At 68.4% G+C, this 19,960-nt stretch carries 17 protein-coding genes and 5 pseudogenes; 13 read left to right on the top strand and 9 right to left on the bottom strand.

Annotated features, from left to right (window positions below; genetic code table 11):
* Nucleotides 1-189: 189 nt before the first annotated feature.
* The 3 genes and pseudogenes from ACQP2F_RS14400 (at nt 190) to ACQP2F_RS14390 (ending at nt 1,913) form a co-directional block, all read left to right on the top strand.
* Nucleotides 190-1,251, top strand: a complete 1,062-nt coding sequence (locus ACQP2F_RS14400; RefSeq protein WP_433304241.1) for an IS110 family transposase — start codon at nt 190-192, stop codon at nt 1,249-1,251.
* A gap of 61 nt (nt 1,252-1,312) precedes the next feature.
* Nucleotides 1,313-1,737 (top strand): annotated as a pseudogene (locus ACQP2F_RS14395) (ABC transporter permease); the annotation flags it as partial.
* 20 nt (nt 1,738-1,757) lie between these two features.
* Entirely contained in the window at nt 1,758-1,913 is a 156-nt protein-coding gene (locus ACQP2F_RS14390; RefSeq protein WP_433304239.1) for a hypothetical protein, read from the top strand.
* A 1,163-nt stretch (nt 1,914-3,076) separates the two neighbouring features.
* Here the strand turns inward: ACQP2F_RS14390 and ACQP2F_RS14385 are convergent.
* Nucleotides 3,077-4,372 (bottom strand): IS256 family transposase, encoded by a 1,296-nt coding sequence (locus tag ACQP2F_RS14385; RefSeq protein ID WP_433304237.1) that lies wholly within the window; start codon nt 4,370-4,372, stop codon nt 3,077-3,079.
* A 52-nt stretch (nt 4,373-4,424) separates the two neighbouring features.
* On the opposite strand from ACQP2F_RS14385, the gene ACQP2F_RS14380 reads away from it, so the two are divergent.
* Nucleotides 4,425-4,631: a hypothetical protein gene (locus ACQP2F_RS14380; RefSeq protein WP_433307971.1), complete on the top strand. Its 207-nt coding sequence runs from the start codon at nt 4,425-4,427 to the stop codon at nt 4,629-4,631.
* Nucleotides 4,632-4,706: 75 nt separating this feature from the next.
* On the opposite strand, the pseudogene ACQP2F_RS14375 reads toward ACQP2F_RS14380, so the two are convergent.
* The 5 genes and pseudogenes from ACQP2F_RS14375 to ACQP2F_RS14355 all read right to left on the bottom strand — a co-directional run.
* A pseudogene (locus ACQP2F_RS14375) lies at nt 4,707-4,895 on the bottom strand (hypothetical protein); the annotation flags it as partial.
* Nucleotides 4,896-4,916: 21 nt separating this feature from the next.
* The gene (locus tag ACQP2F_RS14370; RefSeq protein WP_433304236.1) at nt 4,917-5,702 is read right to left on the bottom strand and encodes a transposase family protein; all 786 of its coding nucleotides are present in this window, start codon (nt 5,700-5,702) and stop codon (nt 4,917-4,919) included.
* Nucleotides 5,703-5,876: 174 nt separating this feature from the next.
* Nucleotides 5,877-7,294 (bottom strand): annotated as a pseudogene (gene secD, locus ACQP2F_RS14365) (protein translocase subunit SecD); the annotation flags it as partial.
* 10 nt (nt 7,295-7,304) lie between these two features.
* Complete coding sequence (locus tag ACQP2F_RS14360; protein ID WP_433304021.1) at nt 7,305-8,297, bottom strand: IS481 family transposase; 993 nt, start codon at nt 8,295-8,297, stop codon at nt 7,305-7,307.
* Nucleotides 8,298-8,443: 146 nt separating this feature from the next.
* Nucleotides 8,444-8,863 (bottom strand): annotated as a pseudogene (locus ACQP2F_RS14355) (protein translocase subunit SecD); the annotation flags it as partial.
* Between the two features lie 3,408 nt (nt 8,864-12,271).
* Here ACQP2F_RS14355 and ACQP2F_RS14350 point away from each other — a divergent pair.
* From ACQP2F_RS14350 to ACQP2F_RS14310, 9 genes and pseudogenes are all read left to right on the top strand, one after another.
* Nucleotides 12,272-12,460 carry a hypothetical protein gene (locus tag ACQP2F_RS14350; protein ID WP_433304234.1) on the top strand — a complete coding sequence of 63 codons (189 nt, stop codon included), beginning with the start codon at nt 12,272-12,274 and terminating at the stop codon, nt 12,458-12,460.
* A 1,563-nt stretch (nt 12,461-14,023) separates the two neighbouring features.
* Nucleotides 14,024-14,335: a hypothetical protein gene (locus ACQP2F_RS14345; RefSeq protein ID WP_433304232.1), complete on the top strand. Its 312-nt coding sequence runs from the start codon at nt 14,024-14,026 to the stop codon at nt 14,333-14,335.
* Between the two features lie 44 nt (nt 14,336-14,379).
* Nucleotides 14,380-14,805, top strand: a complete 426-nt coding sequence (locus ACQP2F_RS14340; RefSeq protein WP_433304231.1) for a hypothetical protein — start codon at nt 14,380-14,382, stop codon at nt 14,803-14,805.
* A complete protein-coding gene (locus ACQP2F_RS14335; protein WP_433304229.1) occupies nt 14,802-15,026 on the top strand; it encodes a hypothetical protein in 225 nt (74 codons plus the stop codon). Before ACQP2F_RS14340 ends, ACQP2F_RS14335 begins: the two co-directional genes overlap by 4 nt.
* Before the next feature lie 202 nt (nt 15,027-15,228).
* Nucleotides 15,229-15,690: pseudogene (locus ACQP2F_RS14330) on the top strand (helix-turn-helix domain-containing protein); the annotation flags it as partial.
* Nucleotides 15,691-15,821: 131 nt separating this feature from the next.
* Nucleotides 15,822-16,721: a hypothetical protein gene (locus ACQP2F_RS14325; protein WP_433307968.1), complete on the top strand. Its 900-nt coding sequence runs from the start codon at nt 15,822-15,824 to the stop codon at nt 16,719-16,721.
* Nucleotides 16,722-16,902: 181 nt separating this feature from the next.
* Nucleotides 16,903-17,040 carry a hypothetical protein gene (locus tag ACQP2F_RS14320; protein WP_433304227.1) on the top strand — a complete coding sequence of 46 codons (138 nt, stop codon included), beginning with the start codon at nt 16,903-16,905 and terminating at the stop codon, nt 17,038-17,040.
* Complete coding sequence (locus ACQP2F_RS14315) at nt 17,037-17,288, top strand: hypothetical protein (protein WP_433304225.1); 252 nt, start codon at nt 17,037-17,039, stop codon at nt 17,286-17,288. Before ACQP2F_RS14320 ends, ACQP2F_RS14315 begins: the two co-directional genes overlap by 4 nt.
* Nucleotides 17,285-17,590 (top strand): hypothetical protein, encoded by a 306-nt coding sequence (locus tag ACQP2F_RS14310; protein ID WP_433304223.1) that lies wholly within the window; start codon nt 17,285-17,287, stop codon nt 17,588-17,590. The genes ACQP2F_RS14315 and ACQP2F_RS14310 overlap by 4 nt, the downstream gene beginning before the upstream one ends.
* A gap of 492 nt (nt 17,591-18,082) precedes the next feature.
* On the opposite strand, the gene ACQP2F_RS14305 is transcribed toward ACQP2F_RS14310, so the two are convergent.
* The 3 genes from ACQP2F_RS14305 to ACQP2F_RS14295 form a co-directional block, all read right to left on the bottom strand.
* Nucleotides 18,083-18,262, bottom strand: coding sequence for a hypothetical protein (locus ACQP2F_RS14305; protein WP_433304221.1), 180 nt, complete (start codon nt 18,260-18,262; stop codon nt 18,083-18,085).
* A gap of 390 nt (nt 18,263-18,652) precedes the next feature.
* On the bottom strand, nt 18,653-19,306 hold the full coding sequence (locus ACQP2F_RS14300; protein ID WP_433304220.1) for a hypothetical protein: 654 nt from the start codon (nt 19,304-19,306) through the stop codon (nt 18,653-18,655).
* Between the two features lie 97 nt (nt 19,307-19,403).
* A complete protein-coding gene (locus tag ACQP2F_RS14295; RefSeq protein ID WP_433304218.1) occupies nt 19,404-19,874 on the bottom strand; it encodes a recombinase family protein in 471 nt (156 codons plus the stop codon).
* Nucleotides 19,875-19,960: the final 86 nt, after the last annotated feature.

Below are 19,960 nucleotides of genomic sequence, written 5' to 3'. Positions count from 1 at the left end.
CATGATCATCGAGGCCGGGGCAGGGTTTGCTCGAGTTACACCTGCAGCCTGCGGGCTGGCTCCCGAACGGCATGCGTCCCGGCCACGGCCGCCGGCGAGAGTGGCTCAAGAGAGGTCTGCTAAGCCCGAAGTTGGTCTGCCCTCCTCGCCGGATCCAAGTACTTCTTCCGGCTCTCCTGAGGAGAACACGTGCCATTTGTCCCCGACCTGGCTTCTGGCCCTGTGGTCATCGCGATTGATCCGCACAAGGCATCCTGGACCGCTGTCGCGGTCGACACCCGGCTGCAGCCAGTGGCGTCGATCCGCGTCCCGGTCAACCGCGACGGCTACCGCCAACTGTGGCGCTTCGCCCGCCGCTGGCCCGAAGCAAGCTGGGCGATTGAAGGCGCCGCCGGCCTCGGCGCTCCGCTGACCACCCGCCTGGCCGCTGACGGCGTCCAGGCCGTCAACGTGCCGGCGAAGTTGGCCCGCAGAGTCCGTTCGCTGTCCACCGGCCACGGCCGCAAAACCGATGAGGCCGACGCCCTCTCGGTCGGCACCGCCGCGCTGACCGCCACCCGGCTGAACGCGACCGTGATCGACGAAGCCCTGGCGGCGCTGCGGGCCGTGACGGAGCACCGCGACGACTTGGTCCGCACCCGCACTCAGACCGTCAAGCGCGTACACGTCCTGCTGGCTCAACTCATCCCCTCCGGCCTGCCCCGTAAGCTGACCGCCGAGACCGCGGCCGCCGCATTGCGAACCATCCGGCCCCGCACACTGCTGGCCCGCACACTGCGGCGGCTGGCCGTCGAACTGCTGACCGACCTGCGCCGGCTCGACCGGCGCATCACCGAAGCAACCGCCACGCTCAGCGCCGCCGTCACAGCCAGCGGCACCACGCTGACCCAGCTGCACGGCGTCGGCGACGTCATGGCCGCGAAGATCCTCGCCCAAACCGGCTCGGTCAGCCGGTTCCGATCTGAGTCAGCGTTCGCCTCGTTCTGCGGCGTTGCACCGATAGAGGTGTCCTCCGGTGACGTCCAACGGCATCGCCTCTCGCGAGCCGGCGACCGCCAGCTCAACTACGCCCTGCACGTCATGGCCATGACCCAGACCCAGCGACCCACCTCAGGCCGGGACTATCAGCGCAAACGAGCCGCCAGGAAAACCCACAGGGAAGCCATGCGCTGCCTGAAACGACGGCTCGCCGACGTCATCTTCCGGACCATGCTCAAGGACACGGAGACCTCTCTGTTGCCGACACCTTGACAAAGAGAGGTGCCGTTCGTTCTACAGTCCCGGTCTCGAGCCGCCCGCGATCGAGGCCGAGCCGCAGCGTCCGCCGGTCACCTGGCCGGTGAAGATCCTCTGCCTGCCCGCCTTCGTCGCGATCTGGGGCGGCTGGGTCGAGATGGGACGGCTGACCGGCTTCGGCAAGGTCACCCTCCTTCCCGGCATCGCCGACCGTTTCCAGCTCAACACCGCGATCACGCTCCCGATCGGCGTAGAGACATACGCCGCCTACGCGCTGTTCGCGTGGCTGTCCGGCCGCGCCACCGGCGACGCCCGACGCTTCGCCAAGATCTCAGCGATCGCCTCACTCGCCGTCGGTGGCCTCGGCCAGATCGCCTACCACCTAATGGCCGCCGCCGGCTGGACCACGGCCCCTTGGCCGATCACCGTCGCCGTCGCCTGCATCCCGGTCGCCGTGTCGGCATGGGCGCCGCGCTCGCGCACCTGATGCACCAGCGCTGAACAGCAAAGGAGCACCCGTCATGTCCATGTTCAACAGCAAGCCCGACAAGGGCGTCACTGGCCACAGCGGTAACGCAAGCGGGCGCGGCTGGACCCTCACCGGCACCACCCGCCAGCTCAAATGCGCGATCCGCAATGAACGGACCAGCCCCCGCAAAGGCGATCTCGCCCATTGAGCGAGCAAGCGACCCCAGTAGCGCCGCCCGGCGGCACAGCCGCATGTCTGTCAGCCACGTGCTGTGCCGCCGGTTCCACCCTCGCGAGCCACACGAGAAGACCACCATATGGCACTGGTCGCCTGACGCGCGGCGGTTTCCGCTAACGGCGACCCCGTGCAACCCCGCCCGGCGGCACGGCCCGTAAACCGCATGCCTCTGTACCGTGCCGCCGGTCAACCCGACATGTTCCCCAGAACCTTCGGGAGGCGCACAGTATCGCCGACCAGCGACGGCATCGGCTACCACCAGCGAGGCCAAGCCACACCATCCGGTAATATCGCGGCAAGGGCGTTGACAGCAGCGCTGGCTAGAACCCCGGCGGCCCGACGCACCCCCGTTTGTACGCGGTGCCGCCGGGCCCCGGGTGCTGGCAGCGACGAGGGCAGTCCGCGAGATGTCTCACGTCGCCCAGCCCCCAGCGGATCGCCACGCCGATCCTTCGACGGCTACCGCCGGCGTAGCGGTTAGATCAAGGCCCGGCGGCACGGCCCGGAGGGCGACCATGCCACCGGTGGCTCCCGTTGGCTGTCCGACGGCCACCGGGAGATGTCATAGATCTTGCCAGTCGGCTCCCCCCTTGCCACGCCGAAACGGCAGGCACGGCGCGAAAAAGTTGGGGGTGTCGGGCGGTCATTGCGTGACCTCGAATAACCGCCCGACCGGTGACACTCCCCCGGTTGCAGGAAGGCGATAGTGCCACCGGCCTCCTTCCGGGCAGAGAGCTAGCGGCGTCCTGCTGGTGGTGAAGAAGGCAGCCCTCATGCTGCCAGGCGCCGACGCCCCGCACGCCCAAAACCCGCAAACACGCACCCGCGAGCTCGACTCGACCGCTTCCCCGCCCGGCGGCACAGCCCTACGCCTGCAAGCCACGCGCTGTGCCGCCGGTCTTCACTTATATCGGTCCCGCATGACCCAAAAGGAGAGACCCCCATCAGGCAAACACCCAAAACCGGGCGGCAGACCCGGTCAAGAACCAGACCGGCAAATCCGACCGCGCCGCACGCCGCGACACCGCCGTGGCCGCCTGTCGACGATCACTTGGTCCTCCCCGCAGGCGGCCAGTAGACGTCCCCGCTGGCGGCCACGGTCCCGGGCCTGTCAAACGAACGGTGTAACGCCGGTTAGTTGTGGGTCGGGTTGAGGCGGCCTTTGAAGGTCATCTCGAAGGCGTTCAGGGCGGGTTTCCAGCGGATCGCCCACCGGCGCCGTCCGGTGCCGCTCGGGTCCACACTCATGATCGCCAGATAGACGCATTTGAGTGCTGCTTGTTCGTTCGGGAAGTGCCCGCGGGCCCGCACGGCGCGGCGGATGCGGGCGTTCACGCTCTCGATCGCGTTCGTGGAACACACGATCTGGCGGATCTCGACATCGAAGGCGACGAACGGCACGAACTCGGCCCAGGCGTTCTCCCAGAGCCGGACGATCGCCGGGTAGCGGTCGCCCCAGGCCTCGGTGAACTCGCCGAACCTGGCCTTGGCGGCGGCTTCGGTTGCTGCGGTGTAGACCGGTCGCAGGGCTTTGGCGAGCGCGTCGTAGTGCTGCCGGCCGGCGTAACGGAACGAGTTGCGTAGCAGGTGGATCACGCACGTCTGCACCACGGCGAGGGGCCAGGTCTGCCCGATCGCGTCCGGCAGCCCTTTCAGCCCGTCGCAGACCACCATGCAGGCGTCGGCGACACCGCGGTTCTTGAGCTCGGTGAGCACCTGCAGCCAGAACTTGGCGCCCTCACCGCCGTCACCGGCCCACAACCCGAGGATGTCGCGAGTGCCCTCGACCGTGACGGCCAAGGCCACGTAGATGGGCCGGTTGGCGACCTTGCCGTCGCGGATCTTCACGTGGATCGCGTCCAGGAAGATCACCGGATAGACCGGGTCCAGCGGCCGGTTCTGCCACTCGGCCATCGCCTCGAGAACCTTGTCGGTAATCGTGGAGATGGTCTGCCGGGACACCTGCGCGCCGTAGACCTCGGCCAGGTGAGCTTGAATTTCGCCGATGGTCAGGCCCTTCGCCGACAGCGAGATGACCATGTCCTCGACCCCGGACAGCCGGCGCTGGCGTTTCTTGACGATCTGCGGCTCGAAGCTGCCGTCCCGATCACGCGGGACCTTGATGTCGATCGGGCCGACCTCGGTCAGCACCGTCTTGCCGCGGCTGCCGTTACGGGAGTTCTGGCCGTTGTTGCCGGCCGGGTCGCCCTTGTCATAGCCGAGGTGATCGGCGAGCTCGCCGTCCAGGGCGGCTTCCACCACGCGCTTGGTCAGCTGCTGCAGCAGCCCGCCCTCACCGGTCAGTTGCAGGCCCGCTGCGCGGGCCTGCTCGACCAGCCGGCCGACCAGCTCGGCGTCCACACCCTCGTCGGCTGGCTTGATCTTCTTCAGCACCGCGGCAGTATCCACGGTGATCGCTGGGTCCGTCATCAGGTGCTACTCCTTGATCAGGAGTCACACCGTTCGTTTTACAGACCCTTCGGTGGCCGTGGTGCGCCCGTGGCCGACCGACGGCGGCGCGCAGTGGCCGCAGGTAGGTGCGCAGGGTGGTGGCGCTGCCGCGGTAGCCGCGCTCGCGCAGCTCGGCGCACAGCGTGACGGCGTCGGTGAAGCCAATGGCCAGGCGCTCGCGCAGGTAGTCGGCGTGCTCGTCGAGGTCGCGTGGGCGTCCGGGGTGGGGCTTCGCTAGGAGTTCATCGACGCTGCTGACGCGGGCGAACCGGCGCACAGTTCCACGGGCCAGGCCGAGTTCTCGGGAGATCGCCCGAATGGTGGCACCTTGCTCGAGCAGCTCTTTAACCTGCTGGTAGCGCTGCCGGGTGCGCGGTGCCAGCAGGCCCCGCTTGGACCGGTAGGCGGGGGTTGACGGAGCGATCGGTGCTGAGGCTGCGACCGCCGTCGCGGGTTCGGCGGGTGCGACGATCAGGCAGCGCAGGTGCCGGGCAACCGTCATGTCAGCATGCCCGCCGAGGTTCTACCACAGATGCCACCGGTCGGCGACCTGCGCGGCGTTCGGTGCGCCGGTCCAGGCGCCTTCGGCATAGCTGCCGGCGCGGCCGATCACCCGTAGTGCGGGACGCGCGGCCAGCCAACACTGCAACGTCACCGCCCCGCGGTCGGCCAGCACGTCGATCGGCCGGTGGGTATCGACGTCGACCAGCACGGTCGCGTAACGGTGGCCCCGGCGCAACGCGAAATCATCCACGCCCTGAACCACTACCTCACCGGCAGCGGAATCCGGCAGCTCCCTGACCAAACACAGCATGCTGCTGAGGCTAGCCGCAAGACCCATCAGCACGGCCAGCCGGCCGCCGGCACGCCAGGCAAGGGCGAGCGCGATCAGCTCAAGCGATCTACGCATCAGCAGACTGCGACGCGCCCATTTGCTAATTAGCCCCGGAACCTGCTCGGCGAACGTCCGAGCCGGGCAGAAGTCTACGTCGCAGAAGAACCGGCGAACCCGCAACCGCAACTCCATCTGACAGCCCGCCACCGCGGCATCAGTCAAACGGCGCTCGTATCGGCTATGCACCCGGCCCGACCGGCGGCTACACCGCGGACACGCAGCCCGCCGAGCCGGCGCTCGCACCCGTAACCCGCAGCCCAGACGCCACCCGTTCGACCTTCTCAACAACCACAGCTGCCAGATGAGGCAGAACCACAGCAAAATCAGAAACCCGCACGGCGGCCGACAATACACAGTAGACTCTGGTGCGCTCAGGTCAGTCTTCGAACACGAAAAGTGAGTCAGATCCAACATTCGGGCGGCGTTGACATGTAGCCCAATCCTTCTTCGGCGGGACCAAGACGTCTCCGCCCCGCGGCCGCACCGCGTTCATCGACCGGATCACCTACGGCGGCAACCTACCGAAGCCAGCACGCGCTCCAGCTGCCTCGCCTATGTTCAGCTGAAGGATACGGCGCATTAGGCGAGCTAAACGGGGTTGGCCGAGGTTTGCTCGACGGTCGAGGCTTGGCGCAGGACGCGGCCGAGACCGCTCACCCGAGGCGACAGGAACGCCTTGGTGTTGGCGAACATGGTCATGATCGGGTGCCGGAAGAGGAACACCACGACCAGGTCGAGCACGGTCGACAGGCCGAGCGCGAAGGCGAAGCCCTGCACCGCGCCCACTGAGACGATGTAAAGGACAACGGCGGCCATGATGGTGATGGTGTTCGCCGAGATGATCGTCCGCCGGGCCCGGACCCACGCGCGGGGCACGGCCGAGCGCGGACTACGGCCCTCGTGGGTCTCGTCTTTCAGGCGTTCGAAGTAGATCACGAACGAGTCCGCCGCGACACCCAGGGACACGATGAAGCCCGCGATGCCGGCCAGCGTCAGCGTGAAGCCCACGGTGCGGCTCAGCAAGACCAGCGCACCGAAGGTCAACAGGCCGGACAGGATCAGGCTAAAGATAATCACCGAGCCCAGCAACCGGTAGTAGAAGAACGCGTAGATCGCTACCAGGCCCATGCCGATCGCGGCGGCGAGCAGACCCGCCTTAAGCTGCTGGATGCCCAGGGTCGCCGAGACCGTCTGCGCCGGGCCGGAGGTAAAGGTCACCGGCAGGGCGCCGAAGTTGAGCTGATCGGCCAGCTGTTTGGCAGTGGCGGCGGTGAACTGGCCGGTAATCTGCGACGTGCCGGTCAGTACGCCCTCGATCTGCGGGGCCGAGACGACCGTCTTGTCCAGCACCACCGCGACCGCGCAATGCTGGGAACCACGACTCAATACCTGGGCTGCCGCATAACACGGGTCGATCGAGGTGGCCTCGAACGCCTTGCGGGTCAGCGCGGCCCACTTCGTCGAGCCGTCGCCCTTGAAATCCAGAGCAACTGCCCACCCGATTTTAGGTCGAGCTGTGGGCTGGCCTTGGCGATGTCGTCACCGACCACGGTCGCCTTATCGAGTAGGAGCTTACCGCCCTGGTAGCAGGCGACGACCTCGGTGCGGACCTCGTCGATCGAGCCGTTCGGCCGGTTGTTGAGCTGCCCACAGCCGATCGTCGGGACATAGACCTGCATCTGCGGGCTGAGCGCGGCGACCTCCGCGCCACTCAGCGTGGCGAACGCCGCGTACGGCAGCCCGGCCTCGGGGTTGCTGCTCAGGTCGACCGGCGCGGTCAGCTCGCTCGCAGCAGCCCAGACGGCGGGGCCGACCTTCTTTTGCGCCGCGGCCCGCAGCTGCTCATCGTCGGCGGACGTCGGCGCGGCCGCGGGGACGCTCGCGGACGCAGCGGGGCCGCTGGGCGTAGCGCTGGGCGCCGGCGCCTTGACGGCCTCGCCAACGCCCTGGCCGCCGGCCGACGGACCGGCGCCGGCCGTCGGGGCACCGGAGGCCGATGCACTCGCTGGCGCACGGCTAGCTGTGATGTCCAGGCAGGTTGGTTAACCGGGTGATGGGTGTGGCTTTGCCGATGGCGGTGTGGGGTCGGTGGTGGTTGTAGTCGTGCAGGAATGAAGGTAGCGCTGCGCGGCGGGCTTTCTCGGAGGAGTAGAACTTCGCGAAGGCCCAGCCGTCGGCAAGGGTGCGGTGGAATCGTTCGATCTTCCCGTTGGTTTGAGGCCGGTACGGGCGGGTCTTTTTCACCGTGATGCCGAGCGCGGCGCAAGTGTCACGCCAGAGGTGGGACTTGTAGGCGGAGCCGTTGTCCGACAACACTCGGCGGACGGTGACACCACGCTGGGCGAACCAGGCGACCGCGTTGGCCAGGACAGCGGTGGCGGTGGCGGCGGTTTCGTCGTTGTGGATCTCGGCGTAGGCGACGCGGGAGTGGTCGTCGATGACGGTGTGCACGAACGCGGTGCCGATCAACGGATTGCGGTACTTGTTCTGGCGCTTGCCCGTGGTGCGGGCCCGGTTCTTGTCGCCTTGTTGCCGGCCGAGGTAGCGCCAGCCGCCGCCGTCGGGGACGTTGCCGAGTTTCTTGACGTCGACGTGGAGCAGATCTCCGGGCGCGCGGTGTTCGTAGCGGCGTATGGGCTCGCCGGTGATCCGGTCGAGGTGGCTGAGCCGGTTCATCCGGCAGCGCACCAGCACGGCGTGCACCGTCGAGGCGGCCAGGCCGAGTTCGTCGGCGATCGCGACCGGCCCCCAGCGTCGCCTGCGGCGTAGGTGCACAATCTTGCGGACCAGCGGGGCCGCGGTGCGGTTCGGCTGTGAACGCGGCCGTGACGAGCGGTCGGTCATGCCGGCCTCGCCGTGCTCGCGGTAACGCTGCGCCCATTTCGCCGCGGTACGCCAGGACACGTCATAGCGTTCCGCCGCCCGAGAGGGTGACCAGCCGAGGTCCACGATCAGACGCGCCAGCCGCAATCGCGCTCGCGGGGTCAACGCGGCATTAGCGTGGGACATGAAGGCCTCCAGTGCTGCTCAGTGGTGTCTCGACAACCCCACTGCACCGCCGGAGGCCTTCATCTGTTCACCAGATCAGCCCGCGATCCTCAGATCGAGTGGTCGCACTTCCTCGACCAACGTCCCCGGACATCACAGCTAGCTCCGCTAGGCGCCGAGGACGGGTTCAGTGCCGCCGCCGAGACGTCGGCGGCCACTGCGGTGACCAGCCGGAAACGCATCTGCGCCGCCTGCGACAGGTCCTTGAGCTGGTCATTGGCTTCACCGGCCAGTGAGACGACGATGTTCCGGTCGCCCTGGATGATCACCTCGGCCTCGGCTACGCCCAGCGCGTTGACCCGCTGCTCGATGATGCCGCGGGCCTGCCCCATGCTTTCCTTTGACGGCACCTGGCCGCCCTGCACCGAGGCGATGAAAGTGGCCTGGGTGCCGCCGACCAGGTCGAGCCCGAGCTTGGGGTGCAGCCGGTCGGTGATCCCGCCGTTCGCACCTCCGGCGAAGAAAACCATGAGATACAACACTACGAATGTCAGGGCGAGCGCGGCAAGCTGCCGACCGGGATGCATCTTTCCCTTCGGTGATCGTGCCACGAATCTCAATCCTCCTGAAATAGCCCGCGGACCAGAATCCGCAGGCGCGACGACAGTACTCCGCCGGGTGAGGATCACCAACACGCGAATCGGACGCGCAACCCGATCGCAATATCGTGACCAAGCCGAGGGAGTGCCGACCTAAACAAAAGCAGAGGAAGGCGTCGCACTGCCTCCGCTCTCACCCTGGGCGGGCAGACCGCACGCCGTCTCGACCGGGCCACCCCAGACCGGCAGAAGCGCGGACCAGAACTTCAGGCGGTCGCGGCACCAGTCGGATGGCGGGCGGCACAGCACAAAACCAGTGGTAGGGGCTGTGCTGCCGGTCGCGTCAAACACTGGCGAAGCAAGGCACGGCCGAGTGCCAGGGAACGGTCCCGGCGGTGCAAGTGATCGCTACGTTCACCACCGCGACGCCGGCCAACTGCTGGCGGATCGGGTAAGTGGCACTCTCCTGCAAATCGGATGCCGTGCCACCCGGAGTCAGCCGGTCAATAAGGGCATACGAAATGACGACCGGCCACTTAAACCTCTTTGATATCAATCCGTGCCGCGGCTATCGGCGGCCCCGCATTGATGGCAACGTAGCGGACAGCTTCCGTTGGCACACGGGAGTACCGGCGGTACGTCGCCCCCTACCGCTGGGCAAGACCAGGACCGATCCACGGTATTCCATAGCGAAATCGGGATCGGTGCCGTGGTCGAACTGGTGCTGGCAGGCGATTAGCGTGTCGCCATGGGCCTCGCCTGCCAGCATCGCGAGAACCCCGGCGGCACGGTGCAACGGAACGGTTTGCCGTGCCGCCGGGCGGACCCAGCGGGAACGTTCGCAAGTGCGGCGCCAGCCGACGCGTCGATTCGTCATTGGGGAAGGTAGGGACGCCGTCGTAGGCAGACCGGTGAAAAATCTCCCGGCGGCTGGGGAGTCGGCCGGGGTGGCCGGCGGCACAGTGCAAGACGAGGGGTTGAGGCTGTGCCGCCGGGCGGGTCACCAGCCGGAGGGTAGCCCCGCAAACCGGGGCCCGCGACATTGGCGGCATAGCACTAGCAGTGTTAGCAGCTTCGGTCGGCCTCGGTCTTTGCGCGATGGCGGCTTGCCGTCGGCGGATTGCGGCGTCGCAGAGGTCGTCCGGTGAGCTGAGCGCGCCCAGCGCTGCAGGTCGGCCATCAGAGCGTCGGTGTGCGCTCGGGACATGGCACTTACTGGATATCCCCGCTTCTCTCCGAGAATCCGAGCCGTCACTCTGGCAGTTAAGGCGCGCGTCATTCGCTGCGGCGCAACGCTTTCGCATACGCACGCCCGTCACCGTTTGGCGCTCCGGTCTACCGACGTGCGGGTCGTCGTCCGGCCGGCCCCGAGGCGTTGCCGGTAACGGTCGCCCGGGCATGCTGGCCGATCGGGTAGCCGCTGCGCGTCGTGGCCGCAGCCGTTCTGGAATCATCGCAGGAGGCGGAACGGCGGCCCACCAGCGACCACCCCACAAGTCTGATCGAGTCGAGCAAGCCGAAGGCACGTATAGCTCCGCCCCGACATCCAGCGCGCCCTCCTTGCAGAAGATTTGCTCGATCACTCTCGGCTGGCCGTGCTTGGCGCGCCCGACCGGCTCGTACTCTTCCCACGCGCCGCAGGTCCCCCTTCCGTCGGCCCTGCCCACATCGGCTAGGCGTCTCCCGAGCGCCCGCCGGCGACTTGATAGTCCCGGCCCTGCAGCCGGTGAAGGCGCAAACGTCAACGCCCCGGCGATGCTACGGACACAACGGGTCACAGCCACGCTGGGCAACGAGCGGGAACGGCCGTGCTGGCCTCCAGTCACAAGCATGGCGGTGTGACCACCGCCGAAAACGTGAGTGAAGGATGTTTCGCTGGTGAGTCACCCTCTCAGCACCCATAATGGGCCCCTCTCCTATCGTGTGCAGCGGTGAGGGAGACCGGCGGCACAGCGCTACTCGGGGTCGGGCTGTGCCGCCGGGCGTAGTGGGGGATGCTGGTGCATCCGGTGGGACATGGCAGCGCCCATGCTTAACACAGCGACTGGAATGCAGGCGACCAGCGCGGTAATTGGCCGGGGCGCCGAAAGCCGGTTCGGGCGTTCATCTGATAGGTGACCTATCTCCGCCCACCCACGGCGAGCGAGGCGATCGCGGCCCGTTTGGCGAAACGGCAAACGTCGCCGGTCACTCGGCGCCACCGCCACACCCACGGTGCGCACGCGGCACGGGTTTTGACACCGCTGGGCAGCGTAATCGCCGTGTCGATCCGGACGTAGGTGATGCCCATCAGCAGCGCGACGTCGCCGAAGCCGGTCTTCCGTACGACCTTTTACCCGCTCAGCCCACGCGACGAACACGCGCAAGCACAGAATCACCGCCGGCCAGGTCACCGGCGCCTTCGTCGAGTGGGGATGCTCGCCGAACGTGCCGGTGATCTGTTTGTCCAGGTCCTTGATCTCCCGGTCGAGGTCGAGCAGCTGAGCGGCGAGTCGGGCGCCCGCGGCGGAAGCTGCTCAACGGCGACAGCCGGGGCTGGCGCGCACAGCTCGCATAGCGCGTGAAAGTCGCACAGCTTAGTGCCGCGGCTCCGTGCCACGCGGCAGAGGCTCGGAGTCGCCCGCTGTCGCCGAGTCCGGGATGATCGGCGGGCCTCATCAGGGCCGATGCATAGCTCGTCCATCAGCCGGTTTGCGGGCGCGTAGCTCGCTGAGTTCGCCATAAGCTGACATAGTCTTGGGTTTGAGCGCCTCAACCGCGGGCGGGAGCGCCATGCGGCTGGTCCATTGGTGACACAGCACTGCGAGAGACCTCATCGCCGCAAGCTCAAGCGCAATCGACCGTGACCGGCGGTGCACCAATCGAGTCAGCTGGTCAACCCATCATGGGAATTATTTTGTGCCGGGCGTTTTGTCGAACGCGTGCCGCAGACGCGCCTCACTTGTGACCAGAGCAGCATCATGCAGCCGCCTGGCACCCGGATCGAGGACGACGGCGTGATAACCTTCCATGCCGTCGTCCAGAGCCACCGTTTAAGAGGTCAGAAGACTCTGCAGCCTGGCATTCGCAATGTCATAGGCTTGCTTGGCCGCAATGTATCGTTCCCTAGCAGCCGCTGCCTCAGGGCTGCTTTGGTCCTTGATCGCGGCTAGGGCCCGAACGGCCGCATCTACACGGCCAGCTGCGACGCTGACCTCTCTTTGTGCCCGAATCAAGTTGGCGGCCCGAGTAGCCGCGCCGATGCGTGCACTCGCAGCCGCATCTCTAGTGCGGGCGTCTGCCGCACCCCTGATCGCACTGGTGCCTACGTTACCGGAAGAAGCTTGCCCAGCGCGTATCGGTGTCGAAGTCTCCTGGGCTGAGGCTAGTCCACCAAAAATTGCCAACAGTGCAACCGTGGACAGCGAGATTGTCGTCAGGGTGACAACGCGACGCTTCCTGCTGTTTGAGTCGGACAAGGCGATCCCTTCTCAGTCGAACGATCTGCAAGAGCACGGGAGGAAACACCCGTTGGGGCGGGACTATCCGGAAACTATTGTCCTAAGAGCCGCCAGCGTCGGCAATATGCAACGTTCCGAGGACTGATTCATAGTTGCGATTAGCGTTGTGTTGGATCGATGGCGGTCTTGCGTTCTACGAACATGATCACCGAGCCGTGACAGGGGCCGCCCTCAGTCCACCTGCCACGTGCCGACAGCTGCCGGACGGTTCTCGTCTCGGCCGTAGCCGCGGGCGCCAGCGCGGCGGGTGTCGCCAAGCACCGGATGGGTTTCTCGTTGACGTCGGGCTGGGCGGAAAGGTCGAAGTCGCTGATCGACCAAGGTTTGAGCAGGCAGGAGAACGGAGCCAGTCGGCGAGTTTGCGGGCTTCAGGGAAATCGACTGTGATGTGCAGCAGCCGTTGCACGGCGACGGCCGTTCGATGCGGGCCGCGTTCGAAGATGCGCGGCAACTCCTAGGCGGCCTCGTTGAGTTCCAGGTAGGCCCGGTTAGCGCGTAGCTGCTGATAACGGCGCGCCTCGTCTACGGCCGGGTTGGGTCCCCCACGGGTTGTTCTCCGTCGAGTTGTCACCGTCCGGGACGGCCGGGGAACTCCTGAGCCTGGCTGCGGCGAAGGTGGACAGGTCGGTCATGACCTGGGCGGCGGGGTCGGTGGCCGCCATGCCACGCAGCGAGGAGGTCCCGGCCGCCGCTTCTACGGACGGCGGACGGCGGCCGACGGATCTTGTGTTCGCGGCGGTCAGCGGTGTTGAACTGCTCGAGCACCTTCTCCTCCACGGCGATGACGTGGCCGTCGTCGCGAAACGCGCGCCCGGCGCCGTCAAGCGGCGCGCTGGCCTCTGGGTGACGACCGCGCCGAAGGCGGACACCAGGCGCGGGACATCTGAGCCGAACCGGTGTCGGCCGGTAATCCTCGCCCCCGTCATGCCCGGCCAAACGGGGTAGAAATACCGCGGGACGGCACCAGGCCCTGCGCGGTACATTCGCACGCCTCCGCCCATCCGCGATGATCAATACCGGGATCGGACCAGAGAGCGGGGCAACCGAAGCGCCCAGAGTGGGAATCGCCGTCGGCGCAACTGGGGAATTCGATTCGCGCAGTCAGTTCCGACACCCCCGCGGCGAGATCGCGGCGGATCGCCGCGCAGGTCTCAATCTTCGACGTCCGCGGCATCGGCTGGTTTCCGTGTCGGAGAAGCAAATGCTCCCACCACCACCACCACTAGAAGTGTTGCCTACCCACAAATAGATCTGGCCCGGCAGATGCGCCAAGACCTGTGGTCCGGGCCCTTGATCGCCTAGTGGAGGCGACCCGCCGTGACCGTACGCTCCCCTGCCCACCAGCGCGTCTATCCGCTCACCGCGCCGGCCGACGATCGGCGCTTCTCCCTGGGCGTCGTCTTCAACGTGGCCAAGGTCCTTGAGGAGCACGGCTTCTCGCCGATCGCCTCGGGCGGCGACCTGGTTGCCCTGCAGCAGGCCGTCTACAGCCTCCTGTACCGCGGGCCGGACGACGGCGGCTTCGCCGAGCGGTTCCTCGCCGAGCAGCAAGCCGCGCGGCAGACCGGCCGCGTCCTCGAGGTCGCGGCCGGTCACGTGGTGCACGAGTGCTGCGGGAAGCTCGACGACGGGACACACAAGAGCTTCTGTGAGCACTACCGCCGGGCGGTGCATGGTGAAGCCCCGCCGGTTCCGGCGGACGCGGCCGTTTGGCCCGAGCTGCCCGAGCTGGTGCGAGGTCGAGCACGACATCGACTTCGACCGGGCCGAGGGCCTACGGCACCACTCGCGGTGGATCAGCGAGGAGGTCGAGCTGGTCGCCACCGATGACCTGATCGGCGGCACCCGCGGCGAGACCCGCATCAGCGTCGAGGGCGCCGGCACGACCGGCCGGTGGGCGCGCCAGCTGGCGCTGTCCGCCCTCGAGGCCGTCGACCGCTTCGGGGACGGTGGCCGATGAGGGAGAGCAAGCAGCGGCGCCCGCAGGTCGTGCAGGGTCCAGGCTTGGAGGTCGCCCTGATCGCCCGCTCCGACGTCGATCGCCAGCAGCTCGGCAGGGCGCTGGCGAACATCACCAGGCGGCGCTGGACACTGGTCTCGGTGATCGAGCCGGACGCGCGGATGCAGGCCCTTCAGCTGCTGCTCGGCGGCTCCGTCGATGCCTTCGTCGTGGTGCGCCGCGAGTATCTGCCGCGGATGTACGTGACCGCCGATATCGGCAAGCCGGGCGTCGTGCGCCCGACGGCCGAGGACCTGCGAACCATGCCGGTCGAGCCGTGGCGCAACGGCAGGGAGGTCAGCCACGAGCGTGTCGCCGGCCCCGTCAGACCGCCCGAGGAGATGGCGTTCGTCCCCGGCCAGCGACGTGCCCAGCTTCTGCACGACCGGCCGGCCTCGCGCCCGGCGCCGAGCTTGGAGGACGCCAAGTGAGCGCGCGACCGATCGACGGCGTCCCGGGACGCGGCACCCGGGCGGTGCTGATCTTCCCGCGGCCCAACCCCGAGGAGCCCGGCCACGGCAGCTCGAAGCTGCTGGCGGTCGCGCTCGAGCAGTTCTCACGGCTGGGCTGGCACCTGGTCGCCACGGTGGACCCGAGCAAGTACATGGACGCCGTGCGCCTGGTGTCGCAGGGCGTGGCCGCCAGAACGTGATCACGCGGCCTGGCGACTTCCCGATGGTGCGCCTCGTCTCCAACCTCGACCCGGGCGCGGGTCCGCGCACCGAGCCACTCCCGCGGCCCGGAAGGGCGGACAGCGGCCCTACGCGGCGTCCGCAGCCCGTGCAGGCCGCACTCGGCGTCCGCTGCCCGTGCAGGCCGTAGGCGAGCCGAATCCGCCGACGGAGCGCATACGGATGCTCGACCGGTCCGAACGCGGTCAGCGAACGCCCGAAACCCGTGAGCCAGACAAGGATTTCGCTCAGCCGACCGAGCCCGGGATTCCGCAGGCGCTTGCGCGAAATACGAACTCGGGCTCGGAATTCGGCACCCCGGTGCCGCGCCAGCGGGCGTCCGATCGACGTAGACGAGTCGCTGATCGAGCCGGGCGGCGCAGGCCGCATAGCCCGTTCCGGGGACCGCGCCGCCGAGGCGGCACAGAGTACCGTCGGGGTTGGCGTGACCGGTTCTTGCGGGCCGGTCCGCCACCCCTGACCGCAAGCAGGGTGGAGCACATGACCTCGGACCGCGAGACCCCGTTCTCCCGCAAGCTGCGCCGGCTGCGCGGCGAGCATGGCCTGTCTGTGTGGCAGCTCGCCGACTTCGTCCACCACGGCAAGACGTACATCAACGAGCTCGAGCGCGGCCTCAAGCGGCCCACCGAGGACACCGCCCGTCGCCTCGACGAGGCGCTGCGCGCCGATGGCGAGTTGTTGCGGCTCGCGACGCCCCAGCCGGCCGTGACGCCCGATGCTGCGGTTCTGCGTCGCCCGGCCGAGCCGGACGCCCGATGGACGAAGACGACCTCGAGCGGCTGCACGACACGGTCCGGCACTTGGTCGCCCTCGACACCCTGCACGGCTCCGAGGGCCTGTACTCGAGCGCAGCGCGAGCCTTCCGGACCTCGCAGCGTCGCCTGGCCCAGGCCGGCGCCGAGCCGGCCGTGCGCGCCGACATCCACTCCGCGCTCGCCGAGGTCGGCGAGGTGGCCGCCTGGCTCGCCTACGACAGCGACAAGCATCAGCTCAGCCGTGACGTGGCCACCGAGGCGATGCTGGTGGCGGACCTGGCCGGCGACACCTCGATGCGCCGCTTCCTCATGTCGCACCTGGCGATGCAGGCCGTGTTCCTCGGCCGGGCCGCCGAGGCGCTGGATCTGACCGGCCGGGTGATCTCGGAGGAGCCGCGGTCGAACCGGGTCATCGGGATGATGCGGGTGCGCCGCGCCCGGGCGCTCGGCGGTCGCGGGCAAATGCCGGAGGCGCTGCGCGAGCTGGCCCTGGCGCGCGAGGAACTGGCCGGCGGCGTCGGCCCGGAGGATCCCGCGTGGACGTGGTGGTGGCACGCCGCAGAGCTGGCCGTGCACGAGGGACGGATCCGGTCGGCGGGCGGCGATCTGCGAGGCGCGGTGGCCTCCTCCGAGCAGTCGGTGCTGTTCCTGCCCGCAGGCCAGGGCCGCGACCACGCGCTGTTCCGGGCCTGGCTGCTGTCGGACCTCGTCGACATCGGGGCGTGGCACGAGGCGGACCAGGCGGCGTGGCAGCTCATGGAGCGAGCGACGATCGTGAGCTCAGCGAGGGTGCCGCGCATCATCCGGCTCGCCGAACGCCGGGCCATCCGCTCTGGCGCGCCGACCTGGCTGGTCGACGCCATGCGGGAGGCAGCTGATGCCGCCGACCCGGCCGCCTGAGCCTGTCCGCCGAAATAGCGGACTGTCCGCCGGCCTGGCGGACACGGCAGCGGACACGTCGTTACTCCACATGCGGTGATTGCCCGACCACGATCGGGGATTGAACGGTGGCGAGGGACGCAACCTGCGATTCCGTGGCCCGTCGCCGTCTGGCCTGATTCTCCGATCCGGGAGGGCGACGATGCTGCGAAGGATTCCTGGCCTGCGGGCGCTGGTCCAGCGCCGGCGGATGGCCCGACTTGTCCGCGAGACCCCGCAACGCACGGCGGCCGAGCAGGCCGCGGCGATGCGCCGGCTGATCGAGCAGGCCCGCCGATGACTGGCTCGCAGTTCGACGTCGCGGTCGAGCGTGGTCAGCGGGTAGTGCTACCCGAGGACAACTACCTGTTCGGGCAGGGGACCCTGACGCTCGACGTGACCTCGGTCGGCGAGGTATCCGAATCCGGCGGCGTTCTCTGGGTGGAGCTGCGCGGCACTCAGCAGTTCCCCGGCGGCCCGGGCCCGCACCGCACGGTGTCGGCCCGGCTCACCGCGCTGCAGGAGGCGGCAAGGAGAGCCCGGCCGTGATCAACGATGCGGGCGACATCGAAGCACAACTCGCGGTCGAGCGGCGGATCAACCAGCACCCCGACGCCGCAACGAACGGCTGGCAGGTCTATGGCGCGTCAACCGATCGCTACGGCCGCGGTCGGCGAGTGCCGACCGGAAGCTATTGGGCGGCGTTCTGGGACCCGCGGGAGCCGCTGATCGTCGCGGCCGCGCTCGACGAGCTGGAGAAGCTGATACTCGCCCGCCGCGGCGAGATGGCCGCCGAGCGCCGGTGGGTCGAGGGCTCGGCCCTCGACCGCATCCTGCCGCCGGAAGGCTGACCGCCCCCATGGCGAAATCTCGACCTTCTGGGCGTCGCCGAGCTGGCCCAGCTGCTTGGCGCCGGGGAGCGGGCCCGGACAGTCTCCCGGCGCCGCGGCTTCCCCGCGGCACGCAAGTTGACCGCGGGCCGGGTGTGGTCCGGCGAGGACGTACGAGCGTGGATGGCGGGAACACTTCCCCCGCCATCCCTGACGAGCGTCACGGCAGCACCTTGGTGCCGTTGGTCATGACCAGCGTGCCGCCGACGTTCAGGCACGAGCCGATCGCGCCGACCACGTGCCGGCCGACCTCGACCGGGTTGGCGCCGACGCAGGCGTTGACGTGACGGTGATGTTAGCCTTGCTAAGGCTGACCGCCCCGCCTCGGCCGGCCGCGGCCTCACGCGTCATGTCCGGCTGCATGGAGCCCGCGAACCGGTCGATCGACGGGATGATCGTGCCGTCCTCGTCGGGCACGAACACCTCGGGTCGCTGCTCGCCGACGATGTAGGCCTAACCCTTGGTGACCGGGCCGCCGACCGCACGGAACGCCGCGTCGCTCAGCTGCCGGTTGACCTTGTTCAGCTTGGCGTCGCGCACGACGACGTTGACGCTGATCGTCCTGGAGTGCAGCTGGTCGAGGAGCCCCCGGACCCGCTTCGCCCGGGCTTCTGCCGCTTTTCGTGTCCACAATGATGTCGGTCTCGTGGCGAGTCGGGATGAGGCCCAGCTGGCGAGCCAGGTTCCGCGCCTCGCTCGCCGAGTAGCCGGCCTTAACCACCATCGCCTGAAACGCCGCCGAGTTGCGCTGGGGGATACCCAGCGACTTCACGCCTTCGCCGTTGACCTTGACCGCGGCGTCGTGCTCGCGGTTCATGGCGTCGGCCACGCTAAGTCGAGCCTGGCGGTTCTCGCGGCCCTTCTCCGAGTTGACGCTGTGTGTCTTGCCGTTCTCCTTGAGGGTCTTCGTCGCGGCCGCGGTGGCGCCGGCCAGGGGTCGGTCGTCGCCTCGTACAGCGAGCGGGCAGAGTCGGCGGCGTCGCGGCATTCCTTGTCAAGGTCGCGCAACGGCGGGACGGCGCGTTACGCGGCCTTGCCGTTCTCGGCGATCTTGACGGCCGAGCGGGCCGCCTCGTCGGCCACGCCGCCCGCAGCCACCTTATGGCTCTGGTGCACGCCGATCAGCTCGCCGAAGCTGGTCGAGACGTCGCTGATCTTGCCGGGCACAAAGCTGATCCACCCGTAGAGGTCGGTCAGCCCGCGGACGAGAATGCCGGTCGCCTCGATCAAGGCACCCATCACCCGGGCGGTGTTCTCCAGCGCGCTCGCGGCGTTCCCGGAGCCGCCGGAGATCGTGTCGTGGGCGTCGCCGACCGAGTGGCCGAGGATGTCGAAGCTGTGGCCGAACGCGACGATCACCGTCCGGCCCTTGGTCACCAGCGAGTCGACGCCGCCGAGGATGCCGTCGATCCCGTTCAGGGCGCCGCCGACCAGCGGCTCGAGGAACCCCGAGCTGGTCGCGAAGATGTGGCCGATCCGGCTGTTCATAAACCCGAACCGGCTGACGTAGTGGTCGATCGGGTCGGCGGCTCGAGTCAGGTAGCACTCAGGGCACCGGTAGACCCGCCGCTGGTCGCCCCGGGCCTGGCTGCCTCGGTAGGTGCAGATCATCGTGACCGCTTTCGTACAGCGGCCGCAGAGGTACAGGTTCGTGCCGAGGTGGGTTAGCGCTGCCATGATGGTTCGTGCGGCGCTCCCGCGCCATCAGGAGGCCGACGGCGGCGCGGTAGATCTCCTCGCCGACGATCGGCCGCCAGGTGGCTCTGCCGATGATCTAGCACTTGTGGGCTCGAAGCGCGGCGTTCCGCGGGTTCACGAGCATGGTGCGCACCGCGTTGTGCTTCCACGGCCCGCCCATGGTCGTGGTGTGGCCGGCGCGGTTGAGCTTGGCGGCGATCCCGGAGAGCGTGCCGCCGGCGAGCAGCAACGCATACGCCTTCTTGACGGCCGCAGCCTCGCGCCGGACCTGCTTGGCTCCGGTGGCGTCGAAGCCGAACGCCCGGCGTCCGCCCGGAGGGAGGCCTCGTTCGGCGCGCTGGAGGTTCTCGCGCTCCTGCCGCTCGGCCTTGATCTCGTTCTCGCCGGTGTCGAATTCTCCGACGATGCCCGCGATCATCCGGCCCATCGCGGTGGACATGTCGACCTCGGGGCCCTTGACCTGGACGAGCGAGATACGAGCCTTGCGCAGGATCTCGAAGCCCTGGGCGCGCTCGGTCCGGTTGCGCCAGAGGCGACCCTGGACCACACGTAGATACGCTCGAGTTCGCCCCGCTCGACGGCGGCCATCAGCCGGGCGTACTCGCGGCGATCGCCGGCCGTCTTGGCACTCTC

The sequence above is a fragment of the Actinoplanes sp. CA-030573 genome (assembly GCF_050951115.1).
Taxonomy (GTDB): Bacteria; Actinomycetota; Actinomycetes; order Mycobacteriales; family Micromonosporaceae; genus Actinoplanes.
This window is presented reverse-complemented; position numbering and strand designations above follow the sequence as displayed.

What these genes read in the sequence shown, in the direction of transcription:
- ACQP2F_RS14390 (WP_433304239.1), top strand. Translation starts at nt 1,758, where the DNA reads ATGTCCATGTTCAACAGCAAGCCCGACAAGGGCGTCACTGGCCACAGC.
- ACQP2F_RS14385 (WP_433304237.1), bottom strand. Translation starts at nt 4,372, where the DNA reads ATGACGGACCCAGCGATCACCGTGGATACTGCCGCGGTGCTGAAGAAG.
- ACQP2F_RS14370 (WP_433304236.1), bottom strand. Translation starts at nt 5,702, where the DNA reads ATGTTGGATCTGACTCACTTTTCGTGTTCGAAGACTGACCTGAGCGCA.
- ACQP2F_RS14360 (WP_433304021.1), bottom strand. Translation starts at nt 8,297, where the DNA reads ATGTCCCACGCTAATGCCGCGTTGACCCCGCGAGCGCGATTGCGGCTG.
- ACQP2F_RS14325 (WP_433307968.1), top strand. Translation starts at nt 15,822, where the DNA reads ATGGACGAAGACGACCTCGAGCGGCTGCACGACACGGTCCGGCACTTG.
- ACQP2F_RS14320 (WP_433304227.1), top strand. Translation starts at nt 16,903, where the DNA reads ATGCTGCGAAGGATTCCTGGCCTGCGGGCGCTGGTCCAGCGCCGGCGG.
- ACQP2F_RS14315 (WP_433304225.1), top strand. Translation starts at nt 17,037, where the DNA reads ATGACTGGCTCGCAGTTCGACGTCGCGGTCGAGCGTGGTCAGCGGGTA.
- ACQP2F_RS14300 (WP_433304220.1), bottom strand. Translation starts at nt 19,306, where the DNA reads ATGGCAGCGCTAACCCACCTCGGCACGAACCTGTACCTCTGCGGCCGC.